This window comes from Pseudomonas sp. WS 5059 (genome assembly GCF_012985525.1).
GTDB lineage: Bacteria > Pseudomonadota > Gammaproteobacteria > Pseudomonadales > Pseudomonadaceae > Aquipseudomonas.
On record NZ_JAAQWO010000010.1, the window covers coordinates 24,968 to 39,261 of the forward strand.

Annotated in this window: 10 protein-coding genes; 9 read left to right on the plus strand and 1 reads right to left on the minus strand. The window is 60.7% G+C overall.

The window, feature by feature from the left end; translation table 11 throughout:
* Positions 1–244: 244 nt before the first annotated feature.
* From HBO12_RS25270 to HBO12_RS25310, 9 genes are all read left to right on the plus strand, one after another.
* Positions 245–1,642, plus strand: coding sequence for a polynucleotide adenylyltransferase PcnB (locus HBO12_RS25270; protein ID WP_170043563.1), 1,398 nt, complete (start codon positions 245–247; stop codon positions 1,640–1,642).
* Positions 1,643–1,647: 5 nt separating this feature from the next.
* Complete coding sequence (gene folK, locus HBO12_RS25275; protein ID WP_170043564.1) at positions 1,648–2,136, plus strand: 2-amino-4-hydroxy-6-hydroxymethyldihydropteridine diphosphokinase; 489 nt, start codon at positions 1,648–1,650, stop codon at positions 2,134–2,136.
* A gap of 350 nt (positions 2,137–2,486) precedes the next feature.
* Complete coding sequence (gene panB, locus HBO12_RS25280; protein WP_170043565.1) at positions 2,487–3,287, plus strand: 3-methyl-2-oxobutanoate hydroxymethyltransferase; 801 nt, start codon at positions 2,487–2,489, stop codon at positions 3,285–3,287.
* Entirely contained in the window at positions 3,284–4,138 is an 855-nt protein-coding gene (gene panC, locus HBO12_RS25285; protein WP_169955071.1) for a pantoate--beta-alanine ligase, read from the plus strand. Before panB ends, panC begins: the two co-directional genes overlap by 4 nt.
* Before the next feature lie 339 nt (positions 4,139–4,477).
* On the plus strand, positions 4,478–6,142 hold the full coding sequence (gene pgi, locus HBO12_RS25290) for a glucose-6-phosphate isomerase (protein WP_169955072.1): 1,665 nt from the start codon (positions 4,478–4,480) through the stop codon (positions 6,140–6,142).
* 122 nt (positions 6,143–6,264) lie between these two features.
* The gene (gene acs, locus HBO12_RS25295) at positions 6,265–8,202 is read left to right on the plus strand and encodes an acetate--CoA ligase (protein WP_170043566.1); all 1,938 of its coding nucleotides are present in this window, start codon (positions 6,265–6,267) and stop codon (positions 8,200–8,202) included.
* A gap of 15 nt (positions 8,203–8,217) precedes the next feature.
* Positions 8,218–9,087 (plus strand): oxygenase MpaB family protein, encoded by an 870-nt coding sequence (locus HBO12_RS25300; protein WP_170043567.1) that lies wholly within the window; start codon positions 8,218–8,220, stop codon positions 9,085–9,087.
* Positions 9,088–9,213: 126 nt separating this feature from the next.
* Positions 9,214–10,230 carry a class I SAM-dependent rRNA methyltransferase gene (locus tag HBO12_RS25305; RefSeq protein WP_170043568.1) on the plus strand — a complete coding sequence of 339 codons (1,017 nt, stop codon included), beginning with the start codon at positions 9,214–9,216 and terminating at the stop codon, positions 10,228–10,230.
* Positions 10,231–10,337: 107 nt separating this feature from the next.
* On the plus strand, positions 10,338–13,271 hold the full coding sequence (locus tag HBO12_RS25310) for a DUF748 domain-containing protein (protein WP_169955076.1): 2,934 nt from the start codon (positions 10,338–10,340) through the stop codon (positions 13,269–13,271).
* 289 nt (positions 13,272–13,560) lie between these two features.
* Here HBO12_RS25310 and HBO12_RS25315 read toward each other — a convergent pair whose 3' ends face one another.
* Positions 13,561–14,181 carry a BON domain-containing protein gene (locus HBO12_RS25315; RefSeq protein WP_029298967.1) on the minus strand — a complete coding sequence of 207 codons (621 nt, stop codon included), beginning with the start codon at positions 14,179–14,181 and terminating at the stop codon, positions 13,561–13,563.
* Positions 14,182–14,294 lie beyond the last annotated feature (113 nt).

The window sequence follows — 14,294 nt, forward strand, 5'->3', positions numbered from 1 at the left end:
GGGCGATCAACAAAAACAAGAAGCCCGAAATCAATAATAAAAATAGAGCACGCAACTACTTTCTGGGGGAGCTTCGGCTCCCCTTGTAGTTTCTGCGATTTGAGCGCCACACCGGCTTTTTTAAGCATCTGGCTCAACGCTTGCAGCTAGTTCCTACACCATCCCCTGACTAAATGCTAGAATCCCGGCCCATCATGCGGTCATTCTTCGTTATGGCCGAACATTCCTTCAAACAGTGCATCCCATGCTGAAGAAGTTGTTCCAGTCATTCCGTTCCCCCTTGCGTCGTACGCAACACATTCGCAGCACGCCTGAAGTGCTCAACAGCAATCAACATTCGCTGCAGCGCGCCCAGTTCAGCCGTTATGCGGTGAACATCGTCGAACGCCTGCAGAACGCCGGCTACCAGGCCTACCTGGTCGGCGGTTGCGTGCGCGACATGTTGCTCAACATCACCCCCAAGGATTTCGACGTCGCCACCAGCGCCACGCCTGAACAAGTGCGTGCCGAGTTTCGCAACGCGCGGATCATCGGCCGGCGCTTCAAATTGGTGCATATCCACTTTGGTCGCGAAATCATCGAGGTCGCGACATTCCGCGCGGGCCACCCGCAAAACGATGAAGAGGAAGACAGCAACCAGTCTTCCCGCAACGAAAGCGGACGCATCCTACGGGACAATGTGTACGGCACCCTGGAAGAAGACGCGCAGCGCCGCGACTTCACCATCAATGCCCTCTATTACGATCCAGTCAGCGAGCGCATCCTCGATTACGCCAACGGCGTGCACGATATTCGCAATCACCTGATTCGCCTGATCGGCGACCCCACGCAGCGCTATCAGGAAGACCCGGTGCGCATGCTGCGGGCCGTGCGTTTTGCCGCCAAGCTGAACTTCGGCATTGAGAAACACACAGCCGCGCCGATTCGCGAACTGGCACCGATGCTGCGGGAAATTCCCTCGGCGCGCCTGTTCGAGGAAGTGCTCAAGCTGTTCCTTTCCGGGCATGCCGCCGACACGTTCGAAATGCTGGTGGACCTGCAGTTGTTCGACCCATTGTTCCCGGCCAGCGCCGATGCACTGGAGCACAACCCGACGTACACCCACACGCTGATCAGTGAAGCGTTGATCAACACCGACCTGCGGATCAAACAGAACAAACCGGTGACCCCGGCGTTCCTGTTTGCCGCCCTGCTCTGGCCGGCGCTACCCGCCCGGGTACTGCGCCTGCAGAACCGTGGCATGCCGCCGATTCCGGCAATGCAGGAAGCTGCGCACGAATTGATCGCCGAACAGTGCCAGCGCATCGCGATCCCCAAGCGTTTCACCATGCCGATCCGCGAGATCTGGGACATGCAGGAACGCCTGCCACGTCGCAGTGGCAAACGCGCCGACCTGCTGCTGGACAACCCGCGCTTCCGTGCCGGCTACGACTTCCTGCTGCTGCGCGAAAGCGCCGGCGAACAGACCGATGGCCTGGGCGAATGGTGGACCGACTATCAGGACGCCAATGACAGCGAACGTCGCGAGATGATTCGTGAACTCAGCAGTAAAGGCGAAGCCACGGGCGAGGGGCCGAAAAAGCGCCGCCGCAGCAGTGGCAGCAAGCGCAAGCGCAGTGCCGCCGATACCTCGGGCGAATAAGCACGGTGGAACGGATCTACATCGGCATGGGCAGCAACCTCGCTGCCCCGCAGCAGCAATTGCACAACGCCATCGAGGCGTTGGCGCAGTTGCCGAACACCACACTCGTCGGTGTTTCTGCCTTCTATCAAAGCGATTCCCTGCTTCCTGGCCAGCCGCGCTACACCAACGCGGTGGCGGCGCTGGACAGCACCCTCACGCCACTGGATCTGCTGGATGCGCTGCAAGCCATCGAGAACGACCAGGGCCGCGAACGCCTTGAACGCTGGGGCCCACGCACGCTGGACCTGGATATCCTGCTGTTTGGCGATCGCCTGATTGATGAGCCGCGCCTCAAGGTGCCGCACTATCAAATGCATCTGCGCGCGTTTGTGCTGTATCCACTTGCCGAACTGGCGCCTGCCACTTTGCAACTGCCTGACGGCCGTCTACTCAGTGATCTGCTCGCCGGATGCCCGTTCGTCGGCCTGGAACGCCTGCCTCAATCCCTGTAGGAGCTGGCTTGCCTGCGATGGCATCACCGCAGTCTGCCTGACACTCCGCGGTGATGCCATCGCAGGCAAGCCAGCTCCTACATTGATCCTCAGCGCCAGCCAAAAAGCATTACAGCCTGCTGAATCGCATCAGTAACAGCGGTAACACCTACCTCGTAACAATGCGGTAACACATCCAATTGACTTCCAGAGTCCTCCTCACGACTATAGGCGTCCCGCTGCCGCCAACCCGGCGCTGAAGGGCGCAATCCAGGCCTTATAAGCACTGCTCTGAAGAAAGTGCGCCTGTATAAACGAAGACTCACGCGCGTTACTCGCTGTTTCCAAGCGCCTGAACGAGGACCCTTTTCATGCCAGACATTACCCTGACCACCTTGCAGAGCCTCAAACTCAAGGGTGAAAAAATCGCCATGCTGACCTGCTATGACGCCACCTTCGCCCAGGCCTGCTGCCAGGCCGGCGTCGAGGTGTTACTGGTGGGCGACTCCCTGGGCATGGTTCTTCAAGGGAATGACAGCACCCTCCCGGTCACCACCGATGAGCTCGCCTACCACACCGCCAGCGTCAAGCGCGGCAACGAGGGCGCGTTCATCATCGCCGACCTGCCGTTCATGGCGTACGCAACGCTTGAGCAGACCTTCCAGAATGCCGGCAAGCTGATGCAGGCCGGGGCACATATGATCAAGGTGGAAGGTGCCGTATGGCTCGCCGAGTCGATCCGCCTGCTGGCCGAACGCGGCGTGCCGGTGTGTGCGCACATGGGCCTGACACCGCAGTCGGTGAATATCCTCGGTGGCTACAAGGTCCAGGGTCGCAATGAAGCCCAGGCGCGGCAGATGCGCGCCGATGCCATCGCCCTTGAGCAGGCCGGCGCGGCAATGATCCTGCTCGAATGCGTGCCAAGCGAACTGGCCGCAGAAATCACCCAGGCGGTGAAAATCCCGGTCATCGGTATTGGCGCCGGCAGCGCTACCGACGGCCAGGTCCTGGTGTTGCACGATATGCTCGGCCTGAACCTCACCGGCCGCGCACCTAAGTTCGTGAAGAACTTCATGGCGGGCCAGGACAGCATCCACGCCGCGCTGGGTGCCTATGTCGCCGAAGTCAAAGCCATCACCTTCCCAGGCACCGAACACGGATTCTCTGCATGAACACCGTAAAAACCCTGCGCGAACTGCGGGCCGCGGTCACTCACGCGCGCAGCGCCGGTAAGCGCATCGGCTTCGTGCCAACCATGGGCAACCTGCATGCGGGCCACGCCACGTTGGTGACCCGCGCCGCCGAGCAAGCCGACTTCGTGGTGGCGAGCATTTTCGTCAACCCGCTGCAGTTTGGCGCCGGCGAAGACCTGGACAAGTACCCGCGCACCCTCGCCGCCGACCAGGAAAAGCTGCTGGTGGCGGGCTGCAACCTGCTGTTCGCACCCACGGTCGACGAAATGTACCCAGGCGGCATGACCGTGCAGACCCGGGTCAGCGTGCCGCAACTGTCTGAAGGCCTGTGCGGCGCTAGCCGTCCGGGGCACTTCGAGGGTGTGGCGACGGTGGTGAGCAAGTTGTTCAACATGGTCCAGCCTGACCTGGCGGTGTTCGGGCAAAAGGACTACCAGCAACTGGCGGTGATCCGCGCCATGGTGCGCGACCTGAACATGCCGATCCAGATCATTGGCGAACCCACCGTGCGCGCAGAGGACGGCCTGGCGCTGTCCTCGCGCAACGGTTACCTGACGGAAGAACAGCGCGCCATCGCCCCGGTGCTGTTCCGCAGCCTTAGTCATATCGCCACTGCCATTGAGAATGGCGACCGCGACTTCGCCAAGCTGCGTGCCGAGCAGGTCCAACACATCGAGGCCGCCGGCCTGCGCATGGATTACCTGGAAGTTCGCCAGGGCCAGCATCTGCGCCCGGCAACCGCCGAGGATCGTGATGTGGTGATCCTGGTCGCCGCGTACCTAGGCGCGACCCGGTTGATCGACAACCTGCACCTCAACCTCAGCGTTTAAGCCTGGCAATATCCTCATGTGGGAGCGGGCTTGCTCGCGATGGCGGACTGTCAGTCGATGTAGTTGTCGCTGACCCACCACCATCGCGAGCAAGCCCGCTCCCACATTCGGTTTGTAGCGCCTCCCAGGCCCCAGTATAAAAAAGTACCGGCCTGTACGCAGACAAAGCCAAGACATATCGACACGCTAGGTTTAATGTAATCGCCCGACGCTAGTGTTGGCGTTGACGCATTCGACCGGAACCCGCCGTTTCTCAGTGCCTGCTTGATAAAAGTCGGACGTTCCGGACATTCAAGTGTCCCAAAAGTAGTCCCAGTAATAAAAAGGAAACCCGCAGCGATGGCGTATTACCGCACTCCTCATGACGTTACCGCTCTGCCCGCCTGGCAAGCGCTCAATCAACACCGCCAAGCCATGCAGGATTTCAGCATGCGCGAAGCGTTCAATGCCGATCCCCAGCGCTTTGGCCAGTTCACCTTGAGCAGCTGCGGACTGTTCCTCGACTACTCGAAAAACCTGATTACGTCTGAAACCCGCGACCTGCTGGTGGGCCTGGCCAACGAAGTCGACCTCAAGGGCGCAATCAAGGCGCTGTTCGACGGCGAGCCGGTCAACTCTTCGGAAGGGCGCCCGGCGCTGCATACCGCATTGCGCCGTCCGGTGGGCGACAAGCTGTCGGTCAACGGCACCAATATCATGCCCGACGTGCACAAGGTGCTGAACCAGATCACCGACCTGGTAGGCCGCATCCACGACGGCCTGTGGCGCGGCTACACCGAGAAGCCGATCACTGACGTGGTCAACATCGGCATCGGTGGTTCGTTCCTCGGCCCGGAGCTGGTCTCTGAAGCGCTGTTGTCCTACGCCCATAAAGGCGTGCGCTGCCACTACCTGGCGAATATCGACGGCAGTGAGTTCCACGAACTGACCCAGAAGCTGCGCGCCGAGACCACGCTGTTTATTGTCTCGTCGAAGTCCTTCAACACCCTGGAAACCCTGAAAAACGCCCAGGCCGCCCGCGCCTGGTACCTGGCCCAGGGTGGCTCCGAAGCTGAGCTGTATCGCCACTTCATCGCCGTGTCGAGCAACAACGCGGCAGCCGTTGCCTTCGGTATCCGTGAAGAGAACATCTTCCCGATGTGGGACTGGGTCGGCGGCCGTTACTCGCTGTGGTCGGCCATCGGCTTGCCGATCGCCCTGGCCATTGGCATGTCCAACTTCAAGGAATTGCTGTCGGGTGCCTACACCATGGACCAGCACTTCCAGACCGCGCCGTTCGAGGCAAACATGCCGGTGCTGCTGGGCCTGCTGGGTGTGTGGTACGGCAACTTCTGGGGCGCACAGAGCCACGCGATCCTGCCGTACGACCACTACCTGCGTAACATCACCAAGCACTTGCAACAGTTGGACATGGAATCCAACGGCAAGAGCGTACGCCAGGACGGCACGCCGGTTTCCACCGATACCGGCCCGGTTATCTGGGGCGGCGTGGGCTGCAACGGCCAGCACGCGTACCACCAGTTGCTGCACCAGGGCACCCAGTTGATCCCGGCCGACTTCATTGTGCCGATCGTCAGCTTCAACCCGGTCTCCGACCATCACCAGTGGCTGTATGCCAACTGCCTGTCCCAGAGCCAAGCTTTGATGCTCGGCAAGACCCGCAGCGAAGCCGAAGCCGAGCTGCGTGACAAAGGCATGGCCGAAGACGAAGTGCAAAAACTGGCCCCACACAAAGTGATCCCGGGCAACCGCCCGAGCAACACCCTGGTGGTCGAGCGGATCAGCCCGCGTCGCCTGGGCGCACTGGTGGCAATGTATGAACACAAGGTGTTCGTGCAGAGCGTTATCTGGGGCATCAACGCCTTTGACCAATGGGGCGTGGAGCTGGGCAAGGAACTGGGCAAGGGCGTCTACAACCGCCTGACGGGCGCCGAGGAAACCTTGGCCGACGATGCCTCGACCCAGGGCTTGATCAACTACTTCCGTGGTCGTCACCGCGGTTGATGTGATCGGCACTACAATCAGGGATTGAACCTGCACAAGCGCCCCCTGTGGGAGCTGGCTTGCCAGCCCCCACAGGGACCAGCCTTGAACTCTTGTATCTATAACAAGAAGAGGGATCCCTAATGTTCGATATCAGCCAGTTTCCCCATGCCGATGCCGTGCGCCGGGCTGCGCAACTCAGTCAAGAGGACTACCAGCGCCTCTATCGGCAATCCATCGAACACCCCGATACTTTCTGGGCCGAACAGGCCAAGGCGCTGCTCGACTGGATCACGCCCTGGCAAACCGTCCAACACTGCGATATCCACACCGGCGCCGCACAGTGGTTTGCCGGCGGCCAGTTGAACGTCAGCTACAACTGCATTGACCGGCACCTGGCGCAGCGCGCCGACCAGCCGGCCTTTATCTGGGAAGGCGACGATCCTGCAAAATCGTCCAAAATCACCTACCGCCAACTTCATCAAAACGTCAGCCGCCTGGCCAATGTGCTGAAAAGCCGTGGCGTGAAGAAAGGCGACCGGGTGTGTATCTACATGCCGATGATTCCGCAGGCCGCCTACGCAATGCTGGCCTGCACGCGAATTGGCGCGGTGCACTCGGTGGTGTTTGGCGGGTTCTCACCGGATGCCCTGCGCGATCGCATTCTGGATGCCGACTGCCGCACGGTGATCACTGCCGACGAAGGTGTACGCGGCGGCAAGCCGGTGGCACTGAAACAGAATGTCGATAAAGCCCTGGCCAGTTGTCCGAATGTCACGACGGTGCTGGTGGTAGCGCGTACCGGCGCCGCAGTGGCCTGGACCGAGGGGCGCGACCTCAAGTATCAACAGGCGGTGGACGCGGCCAGCGGCGAATGCCCGCCCGAGCCGATGGGCGCCGAAGACCCGCTGTTTATTCTTTATACCTCCGGCAGTACCGGCAAGCCCAAGGGCGTGCTGCACACCACCGGCGGCTATCTGCTGCAAGCGGCAATGACCTTCAAGTACGTGCTCGACTACCGCGAGGGCGAAGTGTTCTGGTGCACCGCCGACGTCGGCTGGGTCACGGGCCATAGCTATATCGTGTACGGGCCACTGGCCAACGGTGCCACCTCCCTGATGTTCGAGGGCGTGCCGAGTTACCCGGACAGCTCGCGCTTCTGGCAAGTGATCGACAAACATCAGGTGAATATTTTCTACACCGCGCCCACCGCCCTGCGGGCCTTGATGCGTGAGGGCCATGGCCCGCTGGAGAATACGTCCAGGGCCAGCCTGAGATTGCTCGGCAGTGTCGGCGAGCCGATCAACCCGGAAGCCTGGGAATGGTATTTCAATGCCGTCGGCGAGCAGCGCTGCCCGATTATCGATACGTGGTGGCAGACCGAGACCGGCGCCATCATGCTCAGCCCGCTGGTCAGCGCCCAGCGCATCAAGCCTGGCTGCGCGACTCAGCCGATGTTTGGGGTGCAGCCGGTCTTGCTCGACGAGCAGGGCAAGGAAATCAGCGGCGCCGGCAGTGGCGTCCTGGCGATCAAAGCCAGCTGGCCGGGGCAGATCCGTAGTGTGTATGGCGACCCGCAGCGGATGATCGACACCTATTTCAAGCCTTACCCCGGCTACTACTTTACCGGCGACGGCGCGCGGCGCGATGAGGATGGCGACTACTGGATCACCGGGCGCATCGATGACGTGATCAACGTCTCCGGCCATCGCATCGGCACCGCCGAGGTGGAAAGCGCGCTGGTGCTGCACGACAAAGTGGCCGAAGCCGCCGTCGTCGGCTATCCCCATGACCTCAAGGGCCAGGGCATCTATGCGTTTGTCACGCCGATGAATGGCGTCGAGCCCAGCGACGAACTGAAAAAACACCTGTTGGACCTGGTCAGCAAGGAAATCGGGAGTTTCGCCAAGCCCGAGCTGATCCAATGGGCGCCAGCCTTGCCCAAAACCCGCTCAGGCAAGATCATGCGGCGTATCCTGCGCAAGATCGCCTGCAACGAGCTCGACAGCCTGGGCGATACCTCGACCCTGGCCGATCCGAGCGTGGTCGACGGCTTGATCGACAAGCGCCTGAACCGATAGGAACCCTCAAGCCACATGGAATTTCTGCGCAACCGTATCGAATCCCAGTTGATGAGCCTCACGGGCCTGTCCCTGGGCAACCTGGACCTGGAAAGCCCCAAGGGCGATCCGGGGCTGTTCGGGCCGGACTCGGTGAGCTGGAAGGTCCATGGTGACTTCAGCAGCATGCTGATCGGCGGCATCAGCGCCTTGATGTTGCAAGCGCTGCATCCCTTGGCGCTGGCCGGCGTGTGGGACCATTCCAACTTTCGCCAGGACATGCTCGGGCGCTTGCGCCGTACGTCGCAGTTTATTTCCGGCACCACCTTTGGCTCGCGCCGCGATGCCGAGTGGCTGATCGAAAAAGTGCGCACCATCCACCTGCAGGTGGTCGGGCACGCGCCGGATGGGCGTCCCTATGCCGCCAGTGATCCGCAATTGCTGACCTGGGTCCACGTCGCCGAAGTCAGCAGCTTTCTGGCGGCGCACCTGCGCTACAAAAACCCGGGGTTGTCACCCCGGGACCAGGACCGCTACTACAGCGAGATAGCCCTGGTCGCCGAACAACTGGGGGCTCGGCATGTGCCGCGTTCAAGGCAGGAAATATCTGATTATCTGCAACGTATTCGCCCACAACTGTTGTGTGACGAACGCAGCCGCGAAGTACTGCGCCTGTTGCTCGATGCCCCGGCTCCCAGCGCGTTGGCCAAGCCGTTCGGGGCGCTGATGATGCAAGCCGGCATCGACCTGCTGCCGGACTGGGCGGGTGACATGCTGGGGCAGCAGCAAAGCACGCTGCAACGCCAGTTGATCCGCGCCGGGGTCAGGCGTAGCGCGCCGCTGCTACGCTGGGCGATGCGCAATGGCTCGGTGCAACGCGCCCACAGGCGGATGGGCCTGCTGTAACGACACACCCTGTGGGAGCTGGCTTGCCAGCGATAGCGATTCCTGCTCCACCGTCATCGCTGGCAAGCCGGCGCCCACAGGAGCTGTTAAACTTGCGCGCTTCAATTCCCCAGCAAGGCGCGCTCCATGTCGTCCCTGAATCAGGCGCTGCGCGCCGCCCTCGATCACCGCCAAGACCTGCTCGCCGAGCTGCATGCCCAAGGCAGCGATTGCTATCGGTTGTTCCATGGCAGCCAGGAAGGTGCCGGTGGCTTGACCATCGACCGCTACGGCCCGCAATTGATGGTGCAGAGCTTTCACCAATCGCTAGATAGCGATGCGCTGCTGCAGTTGCACCTGATGATCAACCAGTACCTGGGGCTGGAACTGCTGCTGGTCTATAACGACCGCTCCCGAGGCAACTCGCGTATCGACCGCGAAGACACGGTGTACCGCGCCGAACCCGCAGCCCTGGAAGACCTGGTCGGCCATGAATGGGGCCTGAACTATCGCGTGCGCGGTCGCCACTCCGGGCAGGATCCGCTGCTGTTCCTGGACCTGCGCAACACCCGCGGCTGGGTCAAGGCGCACAGTGCCGGCAAAAGCGTGCTGAACCTATTTGCCTACACCTGCGGCGTCGGCCTCAGCGCAGCGGCCGGTGGGGCCCGCGAGGTGTGCAACCTGGACTTTGCCGAGGGCAACCTGGCGGTCGGTCGCGAAAACGGCGAGTTGAACCCGCAACTGCCAGCCATGACGTTTGTACAGTCCGATTACTTCCCGGCAATCCGCCAGTTGGCCGGGCTGCCGATCACCCAGCGTCGCGGGCAAAAACTGCCAAGCTACCCACGCCTGGAGCAACGGCAATATGACCTGGTGCTGCTCGACCCACCGGCGTGGGCCAAGAGCGCCTTTGGCACCGTGGACCTGCTGCGCGACTACCAAAGCCTGCTCAAGCCCGCACTGCTGGCCACCGCAGACAATGGCGTGCTGATCTGCTGCAACAACCTGGCAAAAGTCAGCATGGATGATTGGCGCGAGCAGGTCTTGCGTTGCGCTGAAAAGGCCGGCAGGCCGGTACGCGACTGGAAAGTGATGACGCCCGGCGCTGACTTTCCCTCACAAGACCAGCAGCCTCCTCTGAAGACCCTGATCCTGCAGCTGTAGGATTGCCCTGAAAGGCCTGGACTGGCGTAATAAAGGCTCGGTTCTTCGGAACCGTAAACCCGTGCCATACTCCAAGGCACTCTTGATCGACATAGATGGCGTCACCCATGCCCAAAGGATTGATTCGCGCCGCAGGCGCCTTGCTGACCGCCCTTGCACTCTACAGCTTGCTGGGCTTTTTGATTTTGCCCGGTATTGCGCTTCGCGTGGCCAACCAACAGTTGGCCAACTACGCCACCGTGCCGGCCCGTATCGAGCGTATCGAACTCAACCCGTTCAGCCTGGAGCTAACCCTCTGGGGCCTGAAAATCGGTGAGCCGGGCAAGGAACAGGTGGGCTTTGATCGCCTCTACGCCAACCTGCAGATCGACAGCCTCTGGACTCGCGCCCTGCACTTGGCCGATGTGCAGTTGGACAAGCCGAAGACCGAAATCCTCTTCGACAAAGCCGGCACGCTCAACCTGGCGCAACTGTTCAAGTTGCCGCCGAGCGAACCGACGCCCGATGACCCCGAGAGCAAACCGTTCCCGCTGCGCATCGAGCGCATCAAGCTGGCGGGCGGCTACGTGCACTTCGAAGATGTGCGCCCCAGCGAACCTATCGAGTTTCTCTACGACAAACTCGACTTCGAACTGAAAAACCTCAGCACCCTGCCCGAAGACAACGCCGACATGACCCTGGTCGCCGCCGGCCCCGAGGGTGGGCAGATCGACTGGACCGGTAATTTCAGCCTGGTGCCGATCGCCTCCGAGGGTAAGCTCAAGGTCACGGATGGCAAGATGAAAGTCTGGTGGCCCTATGTACGGGACGCCGTGCCCCTGGTCCTGGAAGACGGCATCCTCAACTTCAGCACCGACTACAAGCTGAACCTGGCCAAAGAAACCGAACTGAACCTGACCAACGTCTCCGCGAGCATCGCTCCCTTTGCGATCAAGGCCCCGGATGGCCGGCCACTGGCGCGCCTGGAGCGCCTGGATGTCAGCGAAACCTCGATCGACCTGGCCAAGCAGCAAGTGATCGTGGGCAAGATCCGCAGTAACAAGCTCGAAACCTGGGCCGCCCGCGAAGCCGACGGCCAACTGGACTGGCAGAAACTGTTCGCCAGCCAGCCGAGCAAGCCGGCCACCCAGCCTGAGCCAGCAAGCGCTCCCGCCACGGCCGACTCGCCAAAACCCGAACCGACAGCACCGAGCAAGCCTTGGCAAGTGCTGCTCAAGGATGTGCAACTGCGCAACTACCAGGTGCATCTGGCTGATCGCCAGGTAAAACCTGCGGTAGCACTGGAGCTGGGCCCGCTGAATGTCGATGTACAAGATTTCGACAGCCTCAATCAAAGCCCCTTCACGCTGAAGATCGACAGTGGCCTGGGCAAGCAGGGCAAGATCCAGGCGAGCGGCCAGGTCAACCTCAACCCGGTCAGCGCCAAGCTGAAGGTCGACACCAAGGATATCGACCTGCGGGTTGCCCAGTCCTATATCAGCCCCTTTATCCGCCTGGAACTGCGTAGCGGCATGCTCGGCAGCAACCTGGACGTGAACCTCAAGAGTACCGAGCCCCTTGCGCTGCAGATCACCGGCCGCGCGCAAGTGGACCAACTGCACACCCTCGATACTCTCAAGACCCGTGACTTCCTCAAGTGGCAGCGCCTGGTGGTCGAGGGCTTGAACTACCAGCACGGCAATAGCCTGTCGATCGACAAGATCAACCTGCTGCAACCCTATGCGCGCTTTATGATCAACGATGACCGCACCACCAACGTCGATGACCTGCTGATCCCACAGCCGGCCGACAGCGGTGCCAAATCGACGGCCAAATCCAGCGCGAGCAACGAGAAGCCCCTGGGCATCCGTATCGGCCAGATCGCGATCAATGATGGCTCGGCCAACTTTGCCGACTTCAGCCTGACACCGAACTTCGCCACGGCGATCCAGCAACTCAATGGCCAGATCGGCACCATCGACAGCCGCCAGGCCAAGCCGGCCAGCGTCGATATCAAGGGCAAGGTCGATCGCTATGCGCCGGTAACCATCAAGGGCAGCGTGAACCCGTTTGACCCGATGGCCGCACTGGATATCGCCACCAGCTTCAAACGCGTCGAACTGACCACCCTGACACCTTACTCGGGCAAGTTTGCCGGGTTCCGTATCCGCAAGGGCCGGCTCAACCTGGACCTGCACTACGTGATCACCAAAGGCCAGCTGAAGGCCGAGAACAAGGTAGTGGTGGAGCAACTGCAACTGGGCGAGAAAGTCGACAGTGCGGACGCGGTGGACCTGCCGATTCGCCTGGCGATTGCCCTGCTCAAGGACACCGACGGCAAGATTTCCATCGAATTGCCGGTGACCGGCGACTTGAACAACCCGCAATTCAGCGTGATGCCGATTGTCTGGCAAACCCTGCGCAACCTGGTGGTACGCGCGGCGACGGCGCCGTTCAAGTTCATTGGCGGGCTGGTGACGGGTGGCGGTTCGCAAGACCTGGGCAATGTGTCGTTCGCCGCAGGCTCCAGCGCCCTGAACAAGGACGCCGAGTCGGCCCTAGACAGCCTCGCCAAGGCCCTCAAGGAGCGCCCTGCCCTGCGCCTGGAGATCGAAGGCACCGCGGCAGCCAGCAGCGACGGCCCGTTCTTGGCTGCCGAGCGGCTTGAGCGCGAGTATCAGTACAACTACTACAAGATACTCCAGCGCCGTGGCGATAAAGTCCCGGCCCAGGCGTCGTTGCTCGAAGTACCGGAAAAGGAAAAAGCCCCGCTGCTCGAAGGCATCTACCGCACTCGCTTGAAGCAACAGCCACCGGCCGAGTGGAAAAACCTGGGTAGCGATGAGCGCTCGTCGAAGCTGCGTGACGGCGTGATCAAGTTCTGGAGCGCCAGTGACGTGCTGCTACGCCAACTGGGCCAGGACCGCGCCAGCACGATCAAAGACTATCTGGTCGACAAGGGCCAGCTGGAAGATGACCGGGTGTACTTCATTGATGCCAACCTTGGGCAGGCAGAGAAAGATGGCCGGGTTGTTACGCCAATGCACCTGGATGCCGAGTAACTACCGGGCACCATAAGTGCAAAGTGTGGGGGCTGGCTTGCCTGCGATGGCGGTGGGTCAGCCAGCCTGCTTACTACTGATACGCCGTCATCGCAGGCAAGCCAGCTCCCACATTTGATCTCCAAAATCGGCAAATATGTATTCCCCGCCACAATAAAACGGGCCCCGACACAAGTGCCGGGGCCCGTAGTGACCACATCCCTGTGGTCGGTCGCATGAACCTGTAAGGTGCATTGAGCGGATATCTGCCTCGCTCGTGGCCGCCTGGGTCCAGTCGAATGGTTACACGTTACTCTGCTTTCAGGCCGTCGGCCGATACAGCTTTAACGCCTTTGATTTTCTTGGTGATATTCACCGCAGTAGTTTTCTGCGCTTCAGTCACAGCGACCGAAGAGGACAGGGAAACCACGCCCTTGTTGGTTTCGACTTTAATGTCGGTACCTGGAATGCCTTTCTCGGTTACCAGGTCAGCTTTCACTTTGGTAGTGATCCAGGTATCCGAAGTGGACTCTTTGGCGCCTGCTGCTGCGCTTTTGGTTTTGTCGATGTTGTCTGCCTTGGTGGCGCCGCCAGCCAGCAGGCCGTCAGCAGATACCGCGGTTACACCTTTGATTTTCTTGGTGATCGCTACAGCGGTTGCTTTCTGCGAATCCGAAATGGCTACAGTCGACGACAGGGAAACCACACCTTTGTTGGTTTCAACCTTGATGTCCGAACCAGGAATACCTTTTTCAGTCAGCAGATCAGATTTAACTTTGGTGGTGATCCAAGTATCCGAAACGCTTTCTTTCGCTTTGGTGGCTTCACCAGCCGCCAGAGTCATTGGAGCTTGGGAAGTTTGGGCAAAGGCCACGTTAGCACCCATGGCCAGGGTCAGAGCGGTAGCAGTAGCGAGAGCGAACTTCTTCATACGAGTAACTCCTGTTTTATTGAAAGTCTGCAGCGTGTGAACCTTCATACTGCAGCGTTAACAGGAATAGTGCAGACAGTGTGCCAAGTCCAAAAATTTAAATAAACCCTTAT

What these genes read in the sequence shown, in the direction of transcription:
- HBO12_RS25270 (WP_170043563.1), top strand. Translation starts at nt 245, where the DNA reads ATGCTGAAGAAGTTGTTCCAGTCATTCCGTTCCCCCTTGCGTCGTACG.
- panB (WP_170043565.1), top strand. Translation starts at nt 2,487, where the DNA reads ATGCCAGACATTACCCTGACCACCTTGCAGAGCCTCAAACTCAAGGGT.
- panC (WP_169955071.1), top strand. Translation starts at nt 3,284, where the DNA reads ATGAACACCGTAAAAACCCTGCGCGAACTGCGGGCCGCGGTCACTCAC.
- pgi (WP_169955072.1), top strand. Translation starts at nt 4,478, where the DNA reads ATGGCGTATTACCGCACTCCTCATGACGTTACCGCTCTGCCCGCCTGG.
- acs (WP_170043566.1), top strand. Translation starts at nt 6,265, where the DNA reads ATGTTCGATATCAGCCAGTTTCCCCATGCCGATGCCGTGCGCCGGGCT.
- HBO12_RS25300 (WP_170043567.1), top strand. Translation starts at nt 8,218, where the DNA reads ATGGAATTTCTGCGCAACCGTATCGAATCCCAGTTGATGAGCCTCACG.
- HBO12_RS25305 (WP_170043568.1), top strand. Translation starts at nt 9,214, where the DNA reads ATGTCGTCCCTGAATCAGGCGCTGCGCGCCGCCCTCGATCACCGCCAA.
- HBO12_RS25310 (WP_169955076.1), top strand. Translation starts at nt 10,338, where the DNA reads ATGCCCAAAGGATTGATTCGCGCCGCAGGCGCCTTGCTGACCGCCCTT.
- HBO12_RS25315 (WP_029298967.1), bottom strand. Translation starts at nt 14,181, where the DNA reads ATGAAGAAGTTCGCTCTCGCTACTGCTACCGCTCTGACCCTGGCCATG.